Source organism: Mesorhizobium sp. M0626 (genome assembly GCF_040320665.1).
Lineage (GTDB): Bacteria > Pseudomonadota > Alphaproteobacteria > Rhizobiales > Rhizobiaceae > Mesorhizobium.
The window spans coordinates 79,528-102,526 of sequence record NZ_JAMYQD010000008.1 but is presented as its reverse complement, the minus strand read 5'-3'; the positions used below and the strand labels follow the sequence as shown (position 1 = coordinate 102,526).

The following is a 22,999-nucleotide window of genomic DNA, read 5'->3' as shown; positions in this document are numbered from 1 at the left end:
GCAATCGACAGGCCGCTTCCAGTCCACAAGTGGAGAGTAAATTGGAACAGAATGTTGAAAAGCATGAGTACGAAACCCCTAGCCTGACGGTCCACGGCTCGATCGAGACCATCACGCAAGGCGGTAGCGGTACTACGGCACTCGACGCCTCGTTTCCGGCACATACGCCGGTCGGCGAACTCACCTTCTCCTGAGTATTCTCTCGTTGGGGTGACAAAGTCCGGACTCTGCAAACAGAGCGCACTAAGGAGAGTCGGGGGTCAAACCCCGGCTCTCGCGTTTTTGTCCGGAATTGCCGAGGCGTTGGTTGTGAGCGAGGTTTAGGAATGGACTGGAACCCCACGGACCATGATCGGATGAGCGCGAGCAAGGATGCCGTGGCCTGCGAATTCGGCAACGGCCTAGCGCTGCTCGATATGAGGTCCAACATCTATTACAGCCTGAACGGCGTCGGCGCCTATATCTGGGAGCTGATCCAGGAGCCGCGGCCGATTTCCGAAATCCGCAGCGCCGTGCTGGATCGCTACAATGTCGATCCGGAACGCTGCAAGGCCGATGTCGATGGATTGTTGAAGGGCTTGGCGGACGCCGGGCTTGCGAGGCTCCATGATGAGGAACTTGTCTAGAGCTTTCTCACTGAGCGGGCCGGAGATGCTCTTTCTCGCCCACTGCCTTGCGGTGGTCGTGTCGGTGCGGCTGGGGCTGACGCTGCTTTCCTACAACAAAGTGCGCCGCATGGTGACCCGGCTCGACGCGCGCGAACCAGCCGACATCGGCGATCTCAGGCGTGTCGCCTGGGGCGTGGCTGCGGCTGCCCGCCTGGTGCCTGGCGCAAGCTGTCTGACCCAAGCGCTTTCCGGCCAATATTTGCTTGCCCGCCAGGGCAACGCCTCAAAAATCCGCATCGGCATCGAGCGCGATACCGGCACCGAGTTGAAGGCGCATGCCTGGCTGGTCAGCGGCGACCATATCGTGCTCGGCGGCTCGCTTGGCAGGTTTAACCATCTCGTCGACCACGGCCAGTGAGCGATGAGCGGCGTCGCCGGAATTCTGCTGAGGCAGGAAGGCAGGCAGGCCGCCGCGGCCGACATCCAGCGCATGCTTGCCCGCATGCAGCATCGCGCGCCTGACGGCAGTTCGTGGTGGATCGACGAGGGCGTCGTTCTTGGCCACGCCTGGCTCAACACCACCGATGAAGCCGGCCCCGGCCCGCTGACCATGGCCGGCGGCAAGCTCGCAATCACCGCGGATTGCCGGCTGGACAACCGCGACGAACTCTTGGCCAGGCTCGGCATCCGGGACAATTCGGTTGCCGACGCCGTGCTTGTGATGAGCGCCTATCTGCGCTGGGGCGAAGCCTGCCCCGAGCATCTGCAAGGCGACTTCGCCTTTGCCATCTGGGATGGCGAGCGCCGGCAGCTGTTTTGCGTGCGCGACCATTTCGGCGTCAAACCGTTCTACTATCATTCGAGCGACCGGCGCTTCGTCTTTGCCTCGGAGATCGGGCCGATCCTCGATGCCGGCGGCGTCGACATGCGCATCAGCGAACACCAGATTTCGGGATTCCTGGCCGGGCTGCCCGACGATCCGCAGTCGACAGCCTATGCCGATATCTTCCGCCTGCCGGCGCGCCACAGCCTGACGGTGACCGGGAACCAGGTGGTGCTGCGCCGCTACTGGCAGATCGAACCCTCGCCAAGGCCGATGCGATCGGACACGGCCGAGGAATTCCGGCATCTGTTCTCGCAATCGGTCCGCAACCGCATGCGCGGCACGCCTGCGGTCGGTGCTATGCTGAGCGGAGGCCTCGATTCCTCCTCGATCGCCTGCGTGGCGGGCCTGCAGAATGCCGCCCAGCAAAGATCGAGGCTGCCGACCTTCTCGCTGGTGTTCGAAAAGGGCTCGCCGATGGATGAGCGTCCGTTCATCGAGGCGGTGCTGGGCCAGCAGAAGGTCGACGGCACTTTGATTTCGGTCGGCAATTATGCCCCCTTCGCCGAATTCGACCGCATCCTGGAGGAGCAGGAAGAAACGTTTCTTGCACCCGGCCTGTCGCTGACCCGCGACATCTACAGGACCGCCGGCGGCAAGGGCATGAAGGTTCTGCTCGACGGCCATGGAGGCGACGAGGTGGTTTCGCAGGGCCACGGCCATCTGCACGAACTCGCCTATGCCGGCAAATGGATGGAGCTGTGGCGCGAGCTGCGCAGCGCCTCCAACACCTATGGCGATGGCATGCTCGGCCTCTACTACCAGTTCCTTACCCTTTACGGGCCGGCCTGGCGCATCGCGAGAATCAAGCGGTTCGCGAACCGCGTGCTTGGCAAATTGCGGCGCCATCCCACTGGGCGGCCGGCGACGAGCTGGCGCGCCCTGATCAATCCGGACCTGGCGATGCGTACCGACCTCGTCGAACGGTTCCGCAGGGCCGGCTACATGTCGCCCGCGGTCAGCGCCAGCGAGACCTTGACCCATCGCTGGCTGCTGTCGAACGGCATGGTGCCGCACGCCTTCGAGGTACTCGACAAGGCGGCGGCGAATTTCGGCGTCGAGCCGCGCTACCCCTTCTGGGACAAGCCTCTGGTCGAGTTCTGCCTGGCACTGCCCGGCGCGGAAAAGCTGAACCAGGGCTTTGGCCGCTCGGTGTTGCGCCGTGCCATGGAAGGAATTTTGCCCCCGGCGGTGCAGTGGCGGCGCGACAAGATCGATTTCACCTCCAATTTGGTCAAAGGCATGCTGGGCAACCACCGCGATCTCCTGGACAAGGTGCTGGTGAAAGATGCGGCGCGGATTGCCCCTTACGTCAACCTGCCTGAGGTGACCGCCGCCTATGGCCGCATTTCCAGCCAACCCGAGGCCGCGACCTTGCCCGATGTCCAGTATGTATGGCGTTCGATTTCGCTATCGTTGTGGCTGCGGCAGGTGCAACAGCGCGGGAGCCACTGATGATGCCGGCCAACATGCCTCTTGCCGCTGATGACCGCCATGCAATTGCTGCTCGCGCACAGCACTTGTACAAAGCCTATGGGCTGACGATCGCTTCGCAGGTCGAACTGCCTGAGCTAGAGCCGAGCGAACCAGCTTGCGTCGATGTGCTGATCACGGTCGGCCCGATCGACCTGCCAAAACCCTCGCCCGAGACCGGAACCGCTTTCCGTTTCGAGCCGCGGCAGCAATATTTGGCATGGCAGACGGTCGGCGCCTTCCTGATCACCGATGCCTGCCGGATCGAGGTGGAGCCGGCGCCCGATGTCGACGATGCGCTGCTGGCGTTTCCGCTGCTCGGTCCGGTCATGGCACTGCTCCTGCACCAGCGCGGCCTGCTCATCCTGCACGCCAGCGCCATTGCGGTCGGCGGCAAGAGCGCTGTCTTCATGGGCGACAAGGGCGCCGGCAAATCGACGACGGCGAGCGCGATGATCCGTGCCGGGCATCGATTGCTGACCGACGATGTCGTGGCGCTCGATCTCACGGACCGGCCGATGATCGTTCCGGGTTTTCCGCAGTTGAAGCTCGCCGCCGATGCCGCCGCCGCGTTTCCCATCCGCCAGGCAGAAATACGCCCGCAGGTGCATGCGGCGATCGACAAGATGCAGCATCGCCTGCACGCCGGATTTGCGGCAGACGCGGTGCCGGCGACCCGGATCTATATCCTCGAGCGCGGCGACAAGGCAGCGATCACGCCGCTGCCAGGCATCGGCGCCCTGCCGGCCATCATCAAATTTTCCTATGTGACGCGTTTCGGCCGTCCAGCCCTGGTCGGCGATTTTGCCACGACACATCTTCGCCAATGCGCGGCCCTGGCCAGCCAGATCGGCGTCTGTCGCCTCGAAGTGCCCACCGGGCTCGACCGTATCGGCGAAGCCGTCGCCCTGATCGAAAACGATCTGGCGGCCGACAAAGGGCCGCGGTGACTGACATGTCCGCATCGCAGATCCTGCGCTTTTCGTTTTACCGCGATGTCGCCGGCTTCGGCGCCGCCATGGCCCGGATCGGCGGGCGCAGGACCTTCACGGCATTGCTGTTCCTGATCCTGGGAAGCCTGACCGAAGGCATCTCGATCCTGCTTCTGGTGCCGCTGCTGCATCTGGTCGGGCGACCCGAGCAGAATTTCGCGGTCAGGTTGCCTGACCGCGACTGGGTGCGCTGGCTGGCGCCGGACGGAACGCTGCAATTGACCACGGTGCTTTGCCTGCTGGTCGGGCTTGTCGCGCTGCAGGCGGCGTTCAACCGTTATAAATCCGTCTACATGGCGCGGCTGCTGCTCGACTTCATCAATCGCCTGCGCATGAACCTGTTCGAGAGCATCGGCAAGGCGCGGTGGGGGATATTCGCGCGCATGCGCATCTCGGATCTCGACCATGCGCTGACCGGCGATATCGACCGCGTGCAGTCGGCGGCGTTCTCGCTGCTGATGCTGGTGCAGATCGCCGTGCTTCTGGCGGGTTATCTCGTTGTCTCGCTGTTCATTTCGACAGTGATGACGGCGTTTGCCATTGTCGTCGGCATCGTCACCTTCCTGGCGCTGCAGCCGTTTCGGGCACGAGCCAGCGCCTTCGGCCGGGTTTTGACCAGCAATCGCCAGGAGCAGTACCGAACGGTCTCGGAGTTCCTCGGCGGCATCAAGGTGGCCAAGAGCCTGAATGTCGAGGCGACCTATTACGCGCAGCTTCGCGCGACGCTGGAGAAGATGAAGGCCGACAACATCAACTATGTCCGCAACAGCACCATCGGCACCGCTCTGTTCCAGGTCGCCAGCGTCATTGGTCTGAGCCTGTTCATCTATGTCGCTTTGGTCCGCTTCAACCTCTCGCTGGCCGAGATCGTTGTCCTGCTTCTGGTGCTCATGCGCATTGCGCCGCGCTTCATGGACATGCAGATGCAGGCGCAGCAGGTGCTGATCAATCTGCCGGCCTATGCCTCGATGCGCGACATGCAGGCGCGTTTCGATGCCGAGCGCGAGCCGGCAAACCTCGAATCGGATGCCAAGCTGTCGCTCGATGTCGGGCTCAACATACGCAATGTCTCCTTTGCCTATGAGGCGGGCGGCAAGCCGGTGGTGAGCGATGTCACCTTTGGCCTACCCGCCGGCAAGGTAACGGCGCTGATCGGTCCGTCAGGATCGGGCAAGAGCACGCTTGCCGACATGCTGCTTGGCCTGCTCGAACCGAGCGAGGGCAAAATCCTGGCCGATGGCGTCGAGATCGGCGCGGCCAACCGCCGGCGCTGGCGCGACCAGGTGGCGTATGTGCCGCAAGACGTGTTCCTGCTGCACGATACGATCGCCGCCAATCTGCGCCTTGCCGCGCCGCAAGCCAGTGACGCGGAGCTGTGGACTGCACTGCGCGCTGCGCATGGCGCCGACTTCGTCGAGCGGCTGGAGTTGCGGCTCGACACGGTGGTCGGCGACCGCGGCGTCCGGCTCTCGGGCGGCGAACGCCAGCGCATCGCGCTGGCGCGCGCGCTGCTGCGCAAACCTTCGCTGCTCATTCTCGACGAGGCGACCAGCGCGCTCGACTGGCAGAACCAGTCCCTGATCGCCAAATCGATCGACGGCTTGCGCGGATCGATGACGATCCTGACCATTGCGCACAGGCCATCGATGATCGCCTTCGCCGACTGGGTGGTTGCAGTCGAAAACGGACGAATCGTCGAAGTCGGGCAATATCAGAGGTTGAAAGCGAAGGCCGGCAGCCGCCTGTCGAAAATGCTTTCAGGCGAGCAATCGGAACCCGAGCCGGCCGAAGCAGGCTGAGTCCGGCTGCAAGATGATCCGAGGCCGACCTTGCGGCTTCAGACTGTTCAATGCACGCTGCGCCTCGCCGAGAGCTTCTCGCCTTCAACCGCCTTGTCGGCGCCGAGGCTTCTTTCGGCGTCGCGAGCCCTGTCGGCCGATGTCGGCGCGCTCCTGGCGATCATAACATACACCAGCAGGAAATAACCGACTTGGATGAGGACAGCGCAGCCGATGACGCGAAGCACCGTTGTGGTGACCGTCGCGCCGTCGACATAGGACCACGCGACCACGATCGCGAGGGCGAAAACCATTCCAATGACGAATTTTGGTAATGACATGTTCGGCGGCCCGTCAACCGGCCCGAGCATGCAAAAGCGATGACTTACCCACCCGAGTATCTCCCCATTCGCCATGCGAGCTTATTTAGCTGCTCTTTTTCGGCCGGTTGCTTCCGGCCTTCCCAACCCATCCAGACTCTATCAGGAATAATTTGCGACTCTATTAAGGCGCGAAACTGACGGCAAGGGCAACCTGCAATAATTTTCGGCTTGGCGGCGGCTTGGACTCCGCCATGCTGCGATGCACACGCAGGGGTGGTGACCTAACTCGTCATGCGCTTTATACTACAGTAGAATCTACAACGTTGATTAGTATTTTACTTGATTAATTTAGCAAAGCCAGTGATTCGAAAATCAGTTAAAGCCGTTCCCTCTGCGGCAAAGGACGATTTGCCCAAAACCCGCCGAAAAAATGCATTACATTTCCTACGGTTGCTAATTATTCGTCACAAACCCGCCATAAAGGGCAAAATTTGGGCAAGGAGGGTTTATTATTTAGTCAATTCCTGACGTGACTATTTCAGCCATATGGGAAATTGTGTGTTGCGCTGCAGCATTTTTTTGGTATCGTGGCATAAACCATCCGTTCAACGTATGGAGCTTTTGCATGAGGGACGTTGCCAAGTCGGCCAATGCGGCATTTTCGCATGTCGGCGTAGATTTTCCGCCACCCATCGGCGGGCTGCTGAAGCGCAGTTTCGATATTTTCGGTTCACTTGTCGGCCTGGTGGCGCTTAGCCCGCTGTTCCTGATGGTGGCCCTTCTGGTCAAGCTTTCCGACGGCGGCTCGATCTTCTACGGCCACAAGCGCATCGGACGCGGTGGGCGGATTTTCCCCTGCCTCAAGTTCCGCACCATGGTCGAAGACGGCGAACGTGTGCTGGCCGCCTATCTCGCGGCCAATCCGGAAGCCAACGCCGAATGGATCGCGACCCGCAAGCTGAAGAACGATCCGCGCGTCACCCGCGTCGGCGCCGTTCTGCGCAAGCTCAGCCTCGACGAGCTGCCGCAGATCATCAACATCCTGCAGGGCGACATGAGCCTTGTCGGGCCTCGCCCGGTGGTGCGCGACGAGCTTGAGATCTACGGCAGCGCCGCGGTCTATTATTTGAAGTCGCGGCCGGGCCTGACCGGGCTCTGGCAGGTCAGCGGACGCAACGATGTCTCCTATGACAGTCGCGTCGCGTTCGACCGTCACTATGTCGAGAACTGGTCGCTGTTCGAAGACGTTCGCATCATCCTCAAGACCGTGCCTGCGGTGTGGATGTCGCGCGGTTCCTACTGACCGACCGCAACTGGTCAGCAATCGGGCCGGTACGGCCCGAAGCCAATCCGGTCCAAAGCTATTCGGCGATGGGCCGGTCTCGCATTGCAGCCATAGTATTCTGCCAGGTTCCGAAGGAGGCACTCGGCAGCAGGCCTATCGGGCGGATGGGGCCAAAACGGATCGGAAACGTTCAGTTGAAAACAGACATATCAGCGTATTTTCGCCTTGCCGGCCCGATGCGGCCGGCACGGCTCGTCGCCACGTGCCTCGCTCTGTCGCTCGCGGTTCCGGCCATGGCCGACGAGTACCGGCTCGGCTCGCAGGACAAGCTCAACATCCGCGTCGCCGAGTGGCAGACGGTGGAAGGCACGTTCCGTGACTGGTCGGCGGTAAACGGCGAATATTCGGTCGGTCCAGCCGGCAATTTGTCGGTGCCGTTCGTCGGCGAACTGCCGGCCGCCGGCAAGACCACGTCGGAGGTTGCGACCGCGATCAGCGTCGCCCTGCAGCGCAAGCTTGCCTTGTCGGACAAGCCGGAAGCCTCGGTGGAAATGGTGCAGTTCCGGCCGTTCTACATCTCGGGCGAGATCCAGACGCCTGGCCAGTTTCCCTATGTGCCGGAGCTGACCGTGCTCAAGGCGATCAGCATCGCCGGCGGCATCCGGCGCAACGCCGATTTCGGCACCCAGCTCGGCAAGGATCTGATCACCGCCAAGGGCAATTTCGACATTTATGACGACCAGCGCGTGCGGTTGATCGTCAAGCGTGCCCGCATCGATGCCGATCTCGCCGGCAAGGAGAGTTTCGAGGCGCCTAAGGAAGTCGAGGGCGACCCGCGCCTGGCGACAATCGTCGCCGACGAAATGCAGATCCTGATCTCCGACCAGAAAGCGTTGAAGCTGAAGCTGCAGGCGCTTGACGATCTGAAAGGGGTCCTGCAGTCCGAAATCGAGGCGCTGCAGAAAAAGATCGTCAACCAGCAAAAGCAGGTCGACCTGGCGCAGCAGCAGGCGGACAGTATCGGTCCGCTGGCGCAAAAGGGCTTGGTCGCCAACGCACGCCTGCTTTCCTCGCAACAGTCGGTCACCGATCTGCAGGGCAAGATCCTGGACTATGAGACGGCGATCCTCACCGCCAAGCAGTCGGTCAGCAAGGCGACGCAGGATGCCATCGATGCCCAGAACACGTTGAACTCGAGACTTGCCGCCGACCGGCAGCAGGTCGAAGCAGACCTCAACGAAGCCGCACTCAGGGTCAACATGCAACAGGGCCTGATGGCCCAGGCATCGGACCCGGCCACGACCGCCGCCATCACAAACCACAATGAAGAGCCGGCGCTCATCTATTCGCTGGTGCGCGTGACGGACGGCAAGACCAGCGAGATCGACGCCAAGGAAGATACGCCGGTGCTGCCGGGCGACGTCATCAAGGTGAAGCTGGCGCCGACGGCCAGCCAGTAACCTGTTTGTTTGGAGCAATTCCGGACGGAAAACCGTTTCCCACTTTTCCCGGAATTGCTCTAGCGCTCGGGCTCGCTCGGCGAGGCCCGCGCGATGGAGGCGGGAGGAACCAGTTCGGCTCGTTCGCGCCAGGGTGCGGGCGGGAACTTCCGTTTTTTTGACCGCTTGAAGGCATTCCATGCAGCCCGCCGCACCGCGCCACGTCTACCTCAATCTCGATGCCATCCGCGGCGTCGCGGCGATCAGCGTCATGCTCTACCACTTCTCGCCGTTCCTGGCCGCCGGCAAGGTGCTGCCGTCGAGCTATTTGGCCGTCGACCTGTTCTTCCTGCTCAGCGGCTTCGTCATCGCGCATGCCTATGACCGCAAGATCGAAAACGGCATGGGCGTCGGCACCTTCGTGGCGATCCGCCTGATACGCCTCTACCCGCTCTACCTCGCCGGCACGCTGCTCGGTTTCTTCTATCTCGTCGTCAAGAACCGGCTGATTCCGGCGGAATACATGCCGATCTCCGAGATCGGCACCATGCTGACGACCGGCATGTTCTTCATCCCGCTGGTCAGCGATGCCTATCACACGATCTTTCCGCTCAACCCCGCGTCGTGGTCGCTGTTCTTCGAGCTGATCGTCAACATAGCCTATGTCGCCGTCTTCTTCCTGCTGACGAAACGCGTGCTGAGCACGCTCATCGCCGTCAGTCTGGTGTTGCTGGTGGTCGTCTCTATCATTGCCGGCACCCTCGACTTCGGCATGACCGGATCGACTATCATCAGCGGCCTGCCACGCGTCTGTTTCTCGTTCTTCCTGGGCGTGCTGCTTTGCCGGTCCATGACACGCTATCAAAGCGGGCTCGGCTTTCTGCGGCGCGGCTGGTGGATAGAGGCCGCGATCGCACTGACGCTCGTTGTCTTTGCCATCGCGCCGGTCGGCGGCGCGCGCGTCGCCTACGATCTCGCCTGCGTCGTCTTTGTTTTCCCGGCGCTGGTGGTGGTCGGCACTATTGCGCCGACGGCGCCGCGCCTGTCAGGCCTCTATGGCTGGCTGGGGCGGATTTCCTACCCAATCTACATCATCCACACGCCGCTGCTGATGATCATCGCCGGGGCGGGCAAGGCCGCAGCGATCGACCCGTTCGCGCATCATCCCTGGTTCGGCATCGTCATGGCGGTTTCCGTCATCGTCATCGCCGACATCGCCACGCGCCTCTATGACGAGCCGTTGCGCCGCTTCCTGCAGCGGCTGATGCTGCGCAAGCGCGCCGTCGCCTGAGATAAGCAAGTCAGACGCGCGCCGGCATGCGGCCGTTGGCGGTGTTCTCGTCCGGCACCGGAACATAGGCCCGCCTTGCCCTGGCGAGCGGCACCGGGCGCAGCTTGAACAGGCCGTAATAGACGATGAACGAGGCCATGAAATAGGGGCCGAGGATCTCGACCTCGAAGAAGGAGCGGATCAGCATCATGCCGACCGCGCCGGCGAGCACCACTGAATCGGCGCTCCAGTCACCGAACACCACCTTCGAAACATGGCCCCAGAAGGAGCGCAGGATGATCAGCGCCAGCATCGTCACGCCGATGAAGCCGAGCTCGACCAGCGTCTCGATATAGGTGTTGTGGAAATGGAAGCCGGTGCGGGTGGAGATGTAGAACTCGGCCCAGAGCCGTTCCGGATCGGCAAAACCCTGGATCCAGTAGGCGGCATAGCCATAACCGAGCACCGGACGCTGCTGCGCGGCGGCCCAGCCCTGTTCCCAGAGATAGGTGCGGCCGGTCAGCGTCGAATCCTTGCCGAAGATGCCGAGCACGACATCGAGCAGGCCAAGGTTCAGCGCAGCCATCACACCGCCGACCAGCGCGGTAGCGCCGACGACGAACAGCACGCGGCGGTAGCGGCGTGACAGAACCTTGCTCATGGCAAGCAAGGCAACGACACCGATCACCGCCGGAAGCGAAGCGACCGACGTCGCCGAGTGGGCGATCGCCAGCATATAGACCGACAGCAGGATGATCGGCGCGGTCCAGACGAAGCTCATCCAGTTGCGCCGGTAGAAGGCCAGAAAAGCGAAGCAGAAGAAGATGCCAAGCGAGGCGAAGAAGCCGATCTGGTTCTTGGAGCCGAAGGCGCCGACGAAATTGGTGGTGCCGTCGATAGTGTCGAGCGCATAGGCGCCAACCTTCAGCGAATACAGCAGCACGATGAAGATGCCGATTAGCGAGCCCAGCACCAGCGTGCGCGTGCTGATGGTGCGCGCCGCGATGTAGGCGCACAGCATGTGGGAGAAATATTGCAGCCCCGCCCGCGCGCTGGTGCCGGCCGCTTGCGACCAGAACAGCGACAGGCAGACATAGGCCGCAAACAGCAGCGGCAGCCAGGCGCTGGAGAGATCGCGGGCGAAACGCCGGTAATCGACGAACAGCAGCGGCAGCCATACCAAATAGTAGGCGAGGATCAGGATCTGGCCGAAATTGGTGGAGTAGGCGAAGGCAAACACCGACACCGCAACGGCGAAGGCGGCATAGGCCTTGTTGTTGTCCGGATCGATCAGAATGGATTTCGGGATCTTCATATCCGTACCGGATTTCTCATGCTACCGCCTTTCGGCTGGGCTTAAGCGCCCATGGTCGGCTTTTCTGCGTCAGGTCCGCCCTTACATGCGAGATCGCCGGAACCTGCCCTTGCCGGACCCGATCAGCGGGCATCCATTGTGCAGTGCACAATATAACCTCTATCGCCTGTCACTCAATGGTAAATTTGCCGCGAGGGGTAAAGTTGCCGCGGGCAGGGCCAAAACGACCATGCAACCGACAAATGGCGTTAATACGGCTCGCTCGTTTGAAAATTCAAGCGGTGACAGCTACCACAGCGCTCCGCCGGTGACCTGAATGTTTTCCATGGTGATGCCCTTGGCCAGATCCGAGCACAGGAACACGGCTAGTGCCGCGATTTCCTGCGGCTGCAGCATGCGCTGCTGGGGATTGCCCTTGGCGATCTCGGCCATCGCTTCCTCGGCGGTTCTGCCCTTGCCCTCACGCTCGACGACCTGCGTCACGTTGCGGCGCATCAGTTCGGTCTCGACCCAGGTGGGGCTGATCATGACGCAGGTGACACCGTGCGCGGCGCCTTCCAGCGCCACGCAGCGGGTAAGGCCGAGCAGCCCGGCCTTCGAGGCGCAATAGGCCGGGTTGTCCTTCCAGCCGACGGAAGCCGCTGTCGAGCCGATGTTGACGATACGGCCCCAGCCGCGCTCGATCATGCCGGGCAGCACAGCTCGGGTGACGCGGAACGCTCCGCTGAGATTGGTGTCGACGATCTTGTTCCACAGCGCGTCGGAATGGCCGCAGACCGGCTGTTCGGCGGTGGTGCCCGCGGCATTGACCAGTATGTCGGCCGGGCCGATGGCGGCCTGCGCGTCAGCCGCAAACCGGTTGGTCACCTCGCTGTCGCGGACATCAAGATGGGCGGCATAAACCCTGGTGCCGTGGGCAGACAGGGCCAACCGCACGCGCTCGATTTCATCTGCGCCGGGATAGTAGGCGGCGTCGGTTCTTTCGGCGCCGGCGGGGGCGATGTAGGAGCCGACCGCTACATTGACGCCGGCTTGCGCCAACGCCGTCGCAATCGCGAAGCCCATGCCGGAAAACCCGCCGGTGACGATCGCGCTGCGGCCGGAAAGGTCTGTCATGGGCAGTGAATCTCCGATACGATGTTTGATGCGATAGTCTTAGACCCAGCCCGGTGACGAGCGCTACCTTGCCTGCAGCGCTGGTCACCACGTCGCTAGAGCGGTTTGCCCAGCCACTCGCGATAGAAGCCTTCGAGATCGGGTTCGAAATCATGCACGATCGGATAGCCGGGTGCCGCCGCCTCGACCTCGTGCATGGTGCCGCATTCCGGACAGATGAATTCGCGGATTTCCATCCATTGCGGATCGGGGATATCGCTGTTGGGATAGATCTCGCGCAGCGCTTCCTCGGTGTTTCGCACGTTGATCGCAGCCTTGAGCTTCCAGTTCTTGCGGTAGTCGCCGAAGGAGTGGCCGCATTCGCAACGGGTGATGCGCTCGTCGCCGCTCTGGCAGATGAACAGGTGATCCGAGACCGGCAGCAGGATCGGGTCCTTCCAGGTGACACGGTCCTGATAGACGGCGAGCATCTTGAAGAAGCGGTCGTCGTCCTTGTAGGCGCTCATGATGCGCTTTGTCTGAGGCCAGGGGAGCTTGCCGGCTGAGAGATCGCCGAGGACTTCCTTGCTGTACGAGGTCATGGCTTTGCTCCCGGCATGAAGATCGATCTGGCGTCGACGGTCCAGAAATCGCTGAAATCCCTGGTGAAGCGCGACGACAGCTTGATCGCGCTGGCATACATTTTCTTCACCTCGGGCGCGAAGTCGGCCTTCTCGACACGGCCGCGTTCGGCAGCGATCCAGTCCGAAACCGGGATCGCCTTGGCCAGACGCTCTCTGCGCATGGCGGCACGACGTTCGACGGTGGCGTCGATATCGGCAACCGGATAACCCTCGGCGTCGTCCTTCAGCACGATGCCGAAAATCTGGATCGCCGCCTGGCGGGTGAGAAAACCGTTCTCGACATCCCAGGCGGTCTTGACCGGATCGCGCTCCAGCACGTCGCCGTAACCGCCGCCACCATTGTAGGAATGGCTGAAGATGTCCCCCGACTTGTGCGGCGAGGTGATGTAGGGGCCTTCGACCACGGCATGGTCGCCGCCGATGTTCTTCTCGTAGTCGGAGACATGCGGATCGATACCTGGGGCATGCGCGAGCGGTTCGCCTTTTGCCGCCAGTTCGTGGATGTTGGAGTTGCGCACCGCGCGATGCTTCTGGCAGGTCGGCGCGGGATAACCGCCGCACATGCCGCCATTGTCGAATACCCGCGAGGAGTGTTCCGAGGTGTGCAGTCGCAGGTGCGAGGTCTTGTTGATCAGCCAGGTCGAGACGAAGGAACAGCCGCCGCGATATTTGCCGGCGCCGCCCGAATTGGGCATGATCGAGCGGCCGATATAGACCATCGGCATCGACTGTTCCCAGACCTCAATGTTGCCCATGTCGGATTCCGGATTCCAGCCGACATAGGCGGTGTCGAGGCCATCGGCGATGGCCAGCGCGCCGGAGCCGGCGGCGGCGCATTCGAAATGCGCCATGCCGAACGGCGTACCGTACTGGCTTTCGCCGCCCATCTCAATCATCGGGCTGTTGACCTGGCCAACGAAGGCTTCCTCGACGAAGCCGCGCGCGACGAAGCCGCGCGACAAAAGGCGCTGGAACACGCCATAGGCCGGCAGCAGCAGCGCCCAGGATGTGGCGGTCGCCACCATCTCATTGTCGGGGTTGGTCCAAGTGCCGTGCGGCAGCTTCAGCTCGGTCGCCATCCAGGCGCCGTCATTGACCAGGCCCTCGAAATTCATGTGCTGGGTCAAGGTGACGAACATGCCTCCATCCATGCCGGCCGGCGTGCAGTTCATCGAATGGTAGCCCCAGGGCTGCGTGCCCTCGAAGTCCATGGTGATCTTGCCGTCGGTGGTGATCTCCATCTCGATCGGGATATTGTAGAGCCAGTCGGGATCGCCAAGCAGCTGGAAGCCGGGCTTGCCCGCCGTGACATGGCCGTAGAAGGTGTGGCCGCGATAGATGCCGGGCACGGTGAGCTGGCGGGTGCGGGCGAGCTGGGCACGACGGCCCTCCTCGATGAACTCCTTCGATACCTTCATCCAGTAGTCGAGGCCGATCTCCGAGATCAGCTGCTTGACGCTTTCGCGCATGTCGATGCAGGAGGCGACCTTGGCCTTCTCGTCCAGCACCCAGTAGATCGGCATGCGCAGATTGCGCTCGCAGCGGATGACGTAGTCGCGGCGGATCTCGTCATTCTCGCCGATCTTTTCGGCGCAGACGAACAGGCCTTCGGTGAAGCGCTCCTGCGCCAGGCAGACGTCGCCGCCGGGCGTGATGCCGCCGGCTTCGAGCTCGTGGCAGACCGCACCGGCCCAGCCGACCAGCGTGCCTTCATGGAAGATCGGCATTACGTCCATGACGTCGGGCACTTGCACGGTGCCGATGAAAGCATCGTTGTTGGCGAAGATGTCGCCTTCGCGGATCTTCGGGTTTTCCTCGTAATTGTTCTTGATCATCCATTTGATGAAGCGGCTCATGGTGTGGACGTGGACCATGATGCCGTTGGACAGCGCGATCGCATCGCCCTCGGGCGTATAGATCGCCACCACCATTTCGCCGACTTCGCGCACGCCGGGCGAGGCCGAGATGCGGCGGGCCATTTCGCGGGCCGAGACGCAATAGGCGCGCAGCTTGGTGTGCAGCGTCTCGAATTTCAGCGGGTCCTGGTTGCGTAGCGTGAGCTCGGTGATGCCGTCATAGCAGCCGGTCTCTTCCATCAGCCGTTCTGAATCGAGCAGCCGTTCGCGAAGGCGCAGGGCCGAGGCAGGTTTGTCCAACATGGCGGTGCCCTTTCAAGAATGGGTGTAATGCAGCAGCGTCCACTCATCGACGTGGACACGGTCCTGCGGATGAACGACGAGCGTGGTGGCGGGATGTTCGATGATGGCCGGACCGATCACCTCATGGCCGGGCTGCAGGAGGTCCATCTCGAAGAGATTGGCCTTGTGCCAGCGTCCCCCGATATAGGCCTCGCGCACGCCCTTGTGCGCTGCTGCCGGGGCCGACTTGCCGAGCGGGCGCTTCAAGAGCACCGGTTTGACCTTGTCGGCGGTGGCGATCAATCCGAGTTCGGTGATGGTGAAGCCGGCTTCGCCATAGCGCGAAACGCGATGGTTGACCTTGGCGTAGACCGCCTCGAACTCGTCGATGACCCTACGCATGTCGTCAGCCGAATTGACCTCGGCAAGCGGTGCCATGACCTCGACATCCTCGAGCTGGCCGGTGTAGCGCATCATCAGGAACGGCACGGTCTTGATCTTGTCTCTGATATGGCCGTCGGTGATCATTTCGTCGACCGCGGCCTTGGTCAGGTCGTTCCAGACATTGGTAACCTTCTTGCCGAAGGCCATCAATTCGTCATCGCTGGCCCGCGCCCCGATGTCGTGCTGCGTCGACACCGAGTGCCGGCGCATGAAATCGGCGGTGGTGCAGCCGAAGGCCGAGAAGGCGGCGGCAAACTGGAAGGTGATGATGTCCTTGAAGCCGATGCCCCTGGAGCAGCCGGCCAGATGCAGCGGACCCGAGCCGCCATAGGACAGCAGCGTGAATTCCGAGGGATGGATGCCCTGGCCGGAAATGACCCGGCGCAGCGCGTTGTTGGCATCGGCTTCCAGCATGTCGATCATGCCTTCGGCCGCCTCCTCTACCCCGACGCCGAGGATGCTGGAGCATTTTTCCTCAAACGCTTTGCGCGCCTTCTCGACTTGCAAGACGACCTTGCCGCCGAGGAAATAATACGGGTTGAGGCGGCCTAGTATGGCGTCGCAATCGGCGATGGTGGGTTCGGTGCCGCCCTTGGCGAAGCAGATGGGGCCGGGGTCGGAACCGGCGCTTTCCGGCCCGAGCGAGACTTTCTTGGTCAGCGGGTCGACCTTGAGGATCATGCCGGCGCCGGCGCCGATCGTGTCGAGATGCAACGTCGGCACGTTGAGCTTGAAACGGTCCATCAGCGGCTCGTTCTCGATCCGCGTCTGGCCGCGCGAAATGACGCCCATGTCGAAGGAGGTGCCGCCCATGTCCGAGCAGATCAGGGAGTCGTTGCCGATGAGCTTGCCGACATAGGCCGCGCCGAGAATACCGCCGATCGGGCCCGAAATCATGGTTTCGTGCAGGCGCGGATGATTGATCGAGGTCAGGCCGCCAAAGGAGAGCAAAGTCTGCACGCCGTATTTGAAGCCGTATTTCTTCGAGACGTCCTCGATGCCTTTGAGCTGCTTGCGGCCGCGCGACGTCGCGTAGGCCTCGATCAGCACCGAGTTCAGCCGCGACTGTTCGCGGATGACCGGGCGGACCTCGTGGCTGGTGTAGACGAGGATGTCGGCGCCGGCTTTCAGCACCTCCTCGCGGCAGATCTCGGCGATGCGCTTTTCGTGCACCGGATTGACGTGCGAGAAGATCGTCATGATGCAGATCGCTTCGACCTTGCCGGCAATCAGCTTCCTGGCTGCAATCGCGACCTCATGCTCATAGAGCGGCAGCACGACGTCGCCGAACTGGTCGATGCGCTCGGTGACGCCGTGGGTGCGGCGGCGCGGCACCAGCGGATCGGGATGGTGGTGGGTCACCGCATGCAGCCGGTCGGCATAGGAATAGTCGGCCCAGGCCTGCAGGCCGCGACCCATCAGGATCATGTCTTCCAGACCCTTGGTGGTGATCAGGCCCAGCCGGCGCCCGGTGCGCGACAACAGTGTGTTGAGCATGCCGGTGCCGGAATAGAGCACGACGTTGACGCCGGAGAACAGCTGCTCCAGCGAGATGCCCCAGGCGTCGGCCGCGTCTTCGGCCGATGCGAGGAAGCCTTCGGCCTCGTTCTTGGGCGTGGTTGCCGATTTGCCGATCTTGAAGTGGCCGTCCTGGTCGACAAGGATCGTGTCGGTCATGGTGCCGCCGGCGTCGATGCCGATGACGATTGGATTGCCGACGATGGGGCTGGTGAGGTTGGGTTGGGTCACGGCCGCCTCGGGATTGCTCTAGGATGGCTCAAGCTAGATTCCTTGGGCGGCCTTGCGCCATATGCCAAAAGACACAATGACCGCCGGACCGGGATCGCCGAGAAAAGGGCATGCGCATGGGCAATATCTGGGGGCCGCTCGCCAGGGCGATTGCCGCCACCGGTACGGACAGGCATGTCGACTGCCTGATTGACCTGATCGGCGCCGATATCGAGCACGATCTCGTCACCGTGACCCGATATTCGGCGACGCAGACGCCGGAATTCATCAAGCACCGGCGCTTCTCCGACGAGATGGTCCGGCGCTATCTCGACAATTACTACGTCTTCGACCCGTTCTATGCCCCGTGGCGGCGTGAGCAGAGGCTGGGCATCCTGCCGCTGAAGCGGCTTGCCGATGACGAGGCCAAGCGCGGCCAGTACATAGCGGGCTTCCTGGCGCAGTCGGAAATCTGCGACGAGGTCGGCATCATGCTGGCCGATGGCGGCGACTGGTGCCTCGGCATCTTCCTCGACCGCTCGACCTCCACCTTCAAGGAGAGCGAGATCGCCCTGCTGGACGAGCGGCTGCCGGTGTTCGAGGCCTTGCATGCGCTCGACATCCAGGCGCGCGGCACCGAGTTCTCCCGCACATCGGCGCCGACCGGCCCCGGCGCCTCGCCCCGGCAGGAGCCGACCATCCCGGCGAGCCTGTGGCCGGAGCTGTCGCTGCGCGAGCGGGAATTGGTGCAGTTGATCCTGGCGGGACATCCGACCGCCAACATCGCGGAACGGCTCGGCATCGCCGTCGGCACGGTGAAGAACCACCGCCGCCGCATCTATGAGAAGCTCGACATCACCACCGAACGGGAGCTGTTTTTGCAGTTCTTCCAGCATCGGGCAGACGGTTAGTCCGCCATCGATATGGCCGTCAGTCGTGCAATTGCCTGGAAATCGGCGGGCCGACAGTAAAGCCGGAGAATGTTACCTCAAACCCTTCGCGCTGCGGCGAGCAGCACATCATGCCGACATCGACGGATTTGGAGATCGGGAAATAAGCCAGCCGCACCGGCTTCCACTTGCCATCGATGGTATCAAGATATTGGATGCGGATCGCCTCGGCATGGCGGGTCAGCCGGATGCGCACGCCGTCGGGGCCGGTGGGAATGCTGAGCAGCGACCAGTCCGAGGTGTCGTTGGTGACCACCACCGAAAAGTAAGCCAGCCCGTCGGTGTATTCGATGCCGGCCTTGATCCAGTGCGTTTCACTCAGCCGCAGCATCAGCCCGGCCTGGTCATAGAGCACCTTGTAGTCGCCCTTGACGGTGACTTCGGCGCTGAAGTCACCGTCGACCGGCCGGTAGAGGAAATGGCCATTGTCGCGCCAGAAGCCGTAGAAGGTTTCGCGCCAGAAGTCGGTCTCCTTGCCGGTGCGCACATGCACGATGCCATCGCCGAAGGCATGGTGCGGCGGCGGGTTGAGCCAGGTCAGGTCCTCTTTCGCCGCTGCCATCGGGTCACCCGTCGATCAGCCGGCGAATGTATAGGCTGTCTTCACCGTGGTGTAGAACTCCGCGGCATAGCGGCCCTGCTCGCGCGGGCCGTAGCTCGATCCCTTTCGGCCACCGAACGGGACGTGGAAATCGACGCCGGCGGTCGGCAGATTGACCATCACCATGCCGGCCTCGGAATTGCGCCGGAAATGCGTGGCATGCTTGAGGCTAGAGGTGCAGATGCCGGAGGTCAGGCCGAAGGGCGTGTCGTTGGCAACCGCAAGCGCCTCGTCATAGTCCTTGACGCGAATGACGTTGGCGACCGGGCCGAAGATTTCTTCCCGCGAAATGCGCATGGCGTTGGTGCTCTCGGTAAACAGCGCCGGCCGGAGGTAGAAGCCGGGCGTTTCGCGATCGAGCCGCTCGCCGCCGAAAGCGAGGTTGGCGCCTTCCTGGCTGCCGATGGCGATGTAGTCCTCGTCCTGCTTGAGCTGGCTCGCATCGACGACCGGTCCTATCTGGGTCTTGGTGTCGAGCGCATCGCCGATGACGAGCTTTTCCAGGCGCTCCTTGAGCGCGGCGACGAAGCGGTCGTGAATGCCCTCGGTCACCACCAGGCGAGAAGAGGCCGTGCAACGCTGGCCGGTCGAGAAATAGGCGCCGTTGATGGCGCATTCGACCGCCGTGGCGAGGTCGGCGTCATCAAGCACGACCATCGGGTTCTTGCCGCCCATTTCGAGCTGGAACTTGCGCATATGCTCGACGCTTGCGGCGGCGACGCGTTTGCCGGTGCCGACCGAGCCGGTGAAGGTGATGGCGTTGAGGTCGGGGCTGTCAAGCATGGCCTGGCCGACCACCGAGCCCTTGCCCATCACGAGATTCAGCACGCCTTTCGGCAGGCCGGCGCGGTGCAGGATGTCGACGATGGTCCAGGCGCTTTCGGGAACGAGTTCGGCCGGCTTGAAGACGATGGTGTTGCCGTGGGCGAGCGCCGGCGCGATCTTCCAGGTGGGAATGGCGATCGGGAAATTCCACGGCGTGATGATGCCGACCACACCAACGGCTTCGCGGGTGATCTCGACGCCGACGCCCGGGCGCACGCTGGGCACCAATTCACCCGACAGGCGCAGCGTCTCGCCGGCGAAGAAGTCGAAGATCTGGGCGGCGCGGATGGTCTCGCCAATGCCCTCGGACAGCCTCTTGCCCTCTTCGCTCGACAGCGCGCGGCCGATCTCGTCCTTGCGCGCCATGATCTCGTCCGACGCCTTTTTCAGCACGGCGTGGCGCACCAGCGGCGCCGAACGCGACCAGGCCGGGAAGGCGGCTTTGGCCGCCGCTATGGCCTGCTTTGCCTGTTCGGCGCCGGCCGAGGCATATTCGCCAACGACATCGCCCGTGTTCGAGGGATTGATGTTGCGCGAGCCGGCCTCGCCCACCCACTCGCCATCGATCAGATTTTTACGAAACAGGCTCATGTCGCGGTTTCCTTGTATTGGTTCGCTGGGGGTGCCGTATGCCTGAATTATTTATCAGACAAATGACGAGACCGTGAGGCTGAAATCTGGCTGCGGACTGGATAGCCGATGGCGCGCGGCTATGAAAGCCGCGACCTCAAGATGGACAATATGAAGCGGCCCTGTCAGGTCGGAAAAGTCCAGAACAGGCAAGCCAGCGTCGCCGCGGCGAAGATGACGAAGAACAAGCTCCTGAGCAGGATGTTGCGGCGCAGCTCGTTCATGGTGAAATGGCAGCCGACGATGGCCGCGGCGAACAGGAAGCGCCAGTTCAGCAGCGCCCACAGCACGCTGCTCTGGCCAAAAGCCCAGCGCGCGACGAGACAGCCGACAATTGTGGCGAACAGGGCAATCACCGCCCAGAACAGCGCATCCGCCGCATGGGTCAAGACGATGCCGGCGGCCCGGATCGGCAGGATCATCATCAGCATAGCGCTGAAGAAGTAGACGGCGGCGAGCGGCAGGAACGAGCCGGCATCGGCAATACCGTCCAGCCGCCGCACGCCGATCGCGCCATAGGGATAGCCGTGCCTGGCCACCGCCAGGCTGAGCGCCATGAGCAATGCGGTGAGCACCGCGACCAATGCGAATGTAATGAGGGCCTTGCTCATGCCGTTCCTTGCTTTGAGGCCCTGTCAGAGCCGAATCACGAGGAACGATTTTAGCGCACGGTCCGCGATTGCGCGTCAGCTTTGCTGAGCGTTCCGCTCTTCATCGGTCGCTGTTTTCGAAGGCGCCCATGCCTTGCGCGATCAGATTGGTTGCCATGACAAGCGAAACGATGGCCGCCGAGTTGAATATCACCACCCACCATTTGCCGCCGGTCAGGAAGCCGTAGCCGTCGGCGACCGCCAGCCCCCAGTCGGCTGAAGGCGGCTGGATGCCGAGGCCGAGGAAGCTCAGCGTGGCGATTGAAAAGAAGGCGTAGCCAAGCCTTGTGACCAGCTCGATGAGGATGGTTTCCCTGACATTAGGCAGGATCTCGAGGAACATGATGGAAAGAGCGCTCTCGCCGCCGAGACGAGCGGCGCTGACATAGTCGCGTTCGCGCTGTTCGCGCACGGCGGCGCGCACCGTTCGCGCCACCAGCGGCGCATAGGCGATGCCGATCACCAGGATGACGGTGAGGTTGGACGGCCCGAGCGCGACCAGCGTCATGGTGACGAGCACGATGAAGGGAAAAGCCATCAGCGTGTCGAGCAGCCTGGCGCCGATGGCGTCGATCAGCCCGTCGAAATAGCCGAGCACGAGGCCAAGCACACTGCCGGCGGCTACGCCGAGCAGGGTTGCTGCCGGCGCGATCAGCAGGATGTCACGCGAGCCGACGACGATGCGCGACAGCACGTCACGACCGAGCTGGTCGGTGCCGAACCAGTGCGCCGCGTCGGGCGGCGCCAGCATGACGAGGAAATCCTCGGCATAGGGATCGTAGGGCACAAACAGGCTGCCGAACACGGCACAGCCGACCCAGAACAGCAGGATCAGCGAGCCGATGATGACCGAGGGCGGCAGCTGCGAAACAGTCTCGCGGATGCGACTTGCTGCCCGCCAGCGCAGCGTACGGCGCTCCGGCAATTCCATCAGTTCCATCATGGCGAGACACGGCGGCGCTGCCGCGGATCGAGCAAGGCATTCACGAGATCGCCTGCCGCGGCCGACAGCACGAAGATGGTCGCCATGACCAGCACGCCGGCTTCGAGCATCGGGAAATCGCGCGCCTTCGCGGCGTTGAGGACAAGGTTGCCGAGGCCCTGTATGCCGAACAGCGCTTCGATGACCACCAGACCACCCAGCATGTAACCGGTCTGGGTCGCGAGCACGGCGATGGTCGGCGTCAGCGCATTACGCAGCACGTGCCGGATGAGTATCTCGCGACGCTCGAGGCCCTTCAGGACGGCGGTGCGCGTATAGTCGGCGGCCAGCGCCTCGATCACGCCGGCCCGCGTCATGCGGGCGATGTAGCCGGCAAGGTTCAGCACCAGCGGCAGCGCCGGCAGGATCAGGTAATAGCCACTGACCCAGAGCCCGGCGCCATCGGGAGCAGCGCCGGTGATCGGGAACCAGTTCAGCCACAGGCCGAAGACGATGAGCAACAGCAGGCCGGAGACGAAGTCCGGGACAATGCCGAAGGACACGCCGGCGAGTACGATCAGGCGGTCGATAAAGCGGCCCTGGTTGAGACCGGCGACGATGCCGGCGCCGATGCCCAGCGGCAGCAGAAAGACGAGGATAATTCCGGCAAGGGCCGCCGAGCGCTTGAAGCTTTCCAGAACGAAGGGCGCCACCGGCAAACGCAGCGACAGGGAGGTGCCGAAGTCGCCTGACAGCACGCTGCTGAACCAGTGCCAGTATTGCACGAGCACCGGCTGGTCGGCGCCGAGCTGCCTGTTCAGCGCCGCGACGGCCTCGGCATCGGCGAACGGTCCGAGCATGAGGCGGCCGACATCGCCGGGCAGAACCTGCCCGGCGAAGAACACCAGCATGCTGACCAACCACAGCGTGAGCAGAAGCGAGGCTGCCCGCACCGACACAGTGCGGCCGGTCAGCATCGGATTCCGGTGCCCGGAGTGGCTGGACG

Annotated in this window: 21 protein-coding genes; 10 read left to right on the top strand and 11 right to left on the bottom strand. The window is 62.8% G+C overall.

The window, feature by feature from the left end; all coding sequences use genetic code 11:
• Window positions 1-41: 41 nt before the first annotated feature.
• The 6 genes from NKI37_RS11785 (at window position 42) to NKI37_RS11760 (ending at window position 5,755) form a co-directional block, all read left to right on the top strand.
• Window positions 42-194: a lasso RiPP family leader peptide-containing protein gene (locus tag NKI37_RS11785; RefSeq protein WP_023684233.1), complete on the top strand. Its 153-nt coding sequence runs from the start codon at window positions 42-44 to the stop codon at window positions 192-194.
• A gap of 162 nt (window positions 195-356) precedes the next feature.
• A complete protein-coding gene (locus tag NKI37_RS11780) occupies window positions 357-626 on the top strand; it encodes a PqqD family protein (RefSeq protein ID WP_245261370.1) in 270 nt (89 codons plus the stop codon).
• A 25-nt stretch (window positions 627-651) separates the two neighbouring features.
• Complete coding sequence (locus NKI37_RS11775) at window positions 652-1,026, top strand: lasso peptide biosynthesis B2 protein (RefSeq protein WP_245263585.1); 375 nt, start codon at window positions 652-654, stop codon at window positions 1,024-1,026.
• 3 nt (window positions 1,027-1,029) lie between these two features.
• On the top strand, window positions 1,030-2,946 hold the full coding sequence (locus NKI37_RS11770; protein WP_352790826.1) for a lasso peptide isopeptide bond-forming cyclase: 1,917 nt from the start codon (window positions 1,030-1,032) through the stop codon (window positions 2,944-2,946).
• A complete protein-coding gene (locus NKI37_RS11765; RefSeq protein WP_352459278.1) occupies window positions 2,946-3,914 on the top strand; it encodes a phosphoenolpyruvate carboxykinase (ATP) in 969 nt (322 codons plus the stop codon). The genes NKI37_RS11770 and NKI37_RS11765 overlap by 1 nt, the downstream gene beginning before the upstream one ends.
• Window positions 3,915-3,919: 5 nt before the next feature.
• A complete protein-coding gene (locus tag NKI37_RS11760) occupies window positions 3,920-5,755 on the top strand; it encodes an ABC transporter ATP-binding protein (protein ID WP_352790828.1) in 1,836 nt (611 codons plus the stop codon).
• A 47-nt stretch (window positions 5,756-5,802) separates the two neighbouring features.
• Here the strand turns inward: NKI37_RS11760 and NKI37_RS11755 are convergent, their stop codons facing one another.
• Complete coding sequence (locus NKI37_RS11755) at window positions 5,803-6,075, bottom strand: exopolysaccharide production repressor protein (protein WP_023711266.1); 273 nt, start codon at window positions 6,073-6,075, stop codon at window positions 5,803-5,805.
• Between the two features lie 607 nt (window positions 6,076-6,682).
• Between NKI37_RS11755 and NKI37_RS11750 the strand changes: the two genes are divergently transcribed.
• The 3 genes from NKI37_RS11750 to NKI37_RS11740 all read left to right on the top strand — a co-directional run bounded on the left by NKI37_RS11750 (window position 6,683) and on the right by NKI37_RS11740 (window position 10,072).
• Complete coding sequence (locus tag NKI37_RS11750; RefSeq protein ID WP_023668816.1) at window positions 6,683-7,360, top strand: sugar transferase; 678 nt, start codon at window positions 6,683-6,685, stop codon at window positions 7,358-7,360.
• A gap of 218 nt (window positions 7,361-7,578) precedes the next feature.
• Window positions 7,579-8,802, top strand: coding sequence for a polysaccharide biosynthesis/export family protein (locus NKI37_RS11745; RefSeq protein ID WP_032894632.1), 1,224 nt, complete (start codon window positions 7,579-7,581; stop codon window positions 8,800-8,802).
• A 178-nt stretch (window positions 8,803-8,980) separates the two neighbouring features.
• Window positions 8,981-10,072: an acyltransferase family protein gene (locus NKI37_RS11740; RefSeq protein ID WP_023711268.1), complete on the top strand. Its 1,092-nt coding sequence runs from the start codon at window positions 8,981-8,983 to the stop codon at window positions 10,070-10,072.
• Window positions 10,073-10,082: 10 nt separating this feature from the next.
• On the opposite strand, the gene NKI37_RS11735 is transcribed toward NKI37_RS11740, so the two are convergent.
• From NKI37_RS11735 to NKI37_RS11715, 5 genes are all read right to left on the bottom strand, one after another.
• A complete protein-coding gene (locus NKI37_RS11735; RefSeq protein ID WP_023689977.1) occupies window positions 10,083-11,366 on the bottom strand; it encodes an O-antigen ligase family protein in 1,284 nt (427 codons plus the stop codon).
• Window positions 11,367-11,654: 288 nt separating this feature from the next.
• Window positions 11,655-12,482 (bottom strand): SDR family NAD(P)-dependent oxidoreductase, encoded by an 828-nt coding sequence (locus NKI37_RS11730; protein ID WP_352790830.1) that lies wholly within the window; start codon window positions 12,480-12,482, stop codon window positions 11,655-11,657.
• Window positions 12,483-12,577: 95 nt separating this feature from the next.
• Window positions 12,578-13,063: an acetone carboxylase subunit gamma gene (locus NKI37_RS11725; protein ID WP_023745194.1), complete on the bottom strand. Its 486-nt coding sequence runs from the start codon at window positions 13,061-13,063 to the stop codon at window positions 12,578-12,580.
• Complete coding sequence (locus NKI37_RS11720; RefSeq protein WP_352790833.1) at window positions 13,060-15,264, bottom strand: hydantoinase B/oxoprolinase family protein; 2,205 nt, start codon at window positions 15,262-15,264, stop codon at window positions 13,060-13,062. The genes NKI37_RS11725 and NKI37_RS11720 overlap by 4 nt, the downstream gene beginning before the upstream one ends.
• A 12-nt stretch (window positions 15,265-15,276) precedes the next feature.
• On the bottom strand, window positions 15,277-17,436 hold the full coding sequence (locus NKI37_RS11715; RefSeq protein WP_352790834.1) for a hydantoinase/oxoprolinase family protein: 2,160 nt from the start codon (window positions 17,434-17,436) through the stop codon (window positions 15,277-15,279).
• A 110-nt stretch (window positions 17,437-17,546) separates the two neighbouring features.
• On the opposite strand from NKI37_RS11715, the gene NKI37_RS11710 reads away from it, so the two are divergent.
• Entirely contained in the window at window positions 17,547-18,326 is a 780-nt protein-coding gene (locus tag NKI37_RS11710) for a helix-turn-helix transcriptional regulator (RefSeq protein WP_352790836.1), read from the top strand.
• 19 nt (window positions 18,327-18,345) lie between these two features.
• Here the strand turns inward: NKI37_RS11710 and NKI37_RS11705 are convergent, their stop codons facing one another.
• The 5 genes from NKI37_RS11705 to NKI37_RS11685 form a co-directional block, all read right to left on the bottom strand.
• On the bottom strand, window positions 18,346-18,927 hold the full coding sequence (locus NKI37_RS11705; RefSeq protein ID WP_027049260.1) for a DUF1349 domain-containing protein: 582 nt from the start codon (window positions 18,925-18,927) through the stop codon (window positions 18,346-18,348).
• Window positions 18,928-18,942: 15 nt separating this feature from the next.
• Entirely contained in the window at window positions 18,943-20,382 is a 1,440-nt protein-coding gene (locus tag NKI37_RS11700) for an aldehyde dehydrogenase family protein (protein ID WP_352794445.1), read from the bottom strand.
• A gap of 164 nt (window positions 20,383-20,546) precedes the next feature.
• Window positions 20,547-21,032, bottom strand: a complete 486-nt coding sequence (locus NKI37_RS11695; protein ID WP_027049258.1) for a hypothetical protein — start codon at window positions 21,030-21,032, stop codon at window positions 20,547-20,549.
• Window positions 21,033-21,132: 100 nt separating this feature from the next.
• Window positions 21,133-22,014, bottom strand: coding sequence for an ABC transporter permease (locus NKI37_RS11690; RefSeq protein WP_352790839.1), 882 nt, complete (start codon window positions 22,012-22,014; stop codon window positions 21,133-21,135).
• Window positions 22,011-22,970, bottom strand: coding sequence for an ABC transporter permease (locus NKI37_RS11685; RefSeq protein WP_031195253.1), 960 nt, complete (start codon window positions 22,968-22,970; stop codon window positions 22,011-22,013). Before NKI37_RS11685 ends, NKI37_RS11690 begins: the two co-directional genes overlap by 4 nt.
• Between the last annotated feature and the right edge of the window lie 29 nt (window positions 22,971-22,999).

What these genes read in the sequence shown, in the direction of transcription:
- NKI37_RS11700 (WP_352794445.1), bottom strand. Translation starts at nt 20,382, where the DNA reads ATGAGCCTGTTTCGTAAAAATCTGATCGATGGCGAGTGGGTGGGCGAG.
- NKI37_RS11765 (WP_352459278.1), top strand. Translation starts at nt 2,946, where the DNA reads ATGATGCCGGCCAACATGCCTCTTGCCGCTGATGACCGCCATGCAATT.
- NKI37_RS11705 (WP_027049260.1), bottom strand. Translation starts at nt 18,927, where the DNA reads ATGGCAGCGGCGAAAGAGGACCTGACCTGGCTCAACCCGCCGCCGCAC.
- NKI37_RS11720 (WP_352790833.1), bottom strand. Translation starts at nt 15,264, where the DNA reads ATGTTGGACAAACCTGCCTCGGCCCTGCGCCTTCGCGAACGGCTGCTC.
- NKI37_RS11755 (WP_023711266.1), bottom strand. Translation starts at nt 6,075, where the DNA reads ATGTCATTACCAAAATTCGTCATTGGAATGGTTTTCGCCCTCGCGATC.
- NKI37_RS11780 (WP_245261370.1), top strand. Translation starts at nt 357, where the DNA reads ATGAGCGCGAGCAAGGATGCCGTGGCCTGCGAATTCGGCAACGGCCTA.
- NKI37_RS11735 (WP_023689977.1), bottom strand. Translation starts at nt 11,366, where the DNA reads ATGAAGATCCCGAAATCCATTCTGATCGATCCGGACAACAACAAGGCC.
- NKI37_RS11725 (WP_023745194.1), bottom strand. Translation starts at nt 13,063, where the DNA reads ATGACCTCGTACAGCAAGGAAGTCCTCGGCGATCTCTCAGCCGGCAAG.
- NKI37_RS11775 (WP_245263585.1), top strand. Translation starts at nt 652, where the DNA reads ATGCTCTTTCTCGCCCACTGCCTTGCGGTGGTCGTGTCGGTGCGGCTG.
- NKI37_RS11690 (WP_352790839.1), bottom strand. Translation starts at nt 22,014, where the DNA reads ATGATGGAACTGATGGAATTGCCGGAGCGCCGTACGCTGCGCTGGCGG.
- NKI37_RS11730 (WP_352790830.1), bottom strand. Translation starts at nt 12,482, where the DNA reads ATGACAGACCTTTCCGGCCGCAGCGCGATCGTCACCGGCGGGTTTTCC.
- NKI37_RS11685 (WP_031195253.1), bottom strand. Translation starts at nt 22,970, where the DNA reads ATGCTGACCGGCCGCACTGTGTCGGTGCGGGCAGCCTCGCTTCTGCTC.
- NKI37_RS11745 (WP_032894632.1), top strand. Translation starts at nt 7,579, where the DNA reads ATGCGGCCGGCACGGCTCGTCGCCACGTGCCTCGCTCTGTCGCTCGCG.
- NKI37_RS11740 (WP_023711268.1), top strand. Translation starts at nt 8,981, where the DNA reads ATGCAGCCCGCCGCACCGCGCCACGTCTACCTCAATCTCGATGCCATC.
- NKI37_RS11710 (WP_352790836.1), top strand. Translation starts at nt 17,547, where the DNA reads ATGCGCATGGGCAATATCTGGGGGCCGCTCGCCAGGGCGATTGCCGCC.
- NKI37_RS11760 (WP_352790828.1), top strand. Translation starts at nt 3,920, where the DNA reads ATGTCCGCATCGCAGATCCTGCGCTTTTCGTTTTACCGCGATGTCGCC.
- NKI37_RS11750 (WP_023668816.1), top strand. Translation starts at nt 6,683, where the DNA reads ATGAGGGACGTTGCCAAGTCGGCCAATGCGGCATTTTCGCATGTCGGC.
- NKI37_RS11695 (WP_027049258.1), bottom strand. Translation starts at nt 21,032, where the DNA reads ATGAGCAAGGCCCTCATTACATTCGCATTGGTCGCGGTGCTCACCGCA.
- NKI37_RS11770 (WP_352790826.1), top strand. Translation starts at nt 1,030, where the DNA reads ATGAGCGGCGTCGCCGGAATTCTGCTGAGGCAGGAAGGCAGGCAGGCC.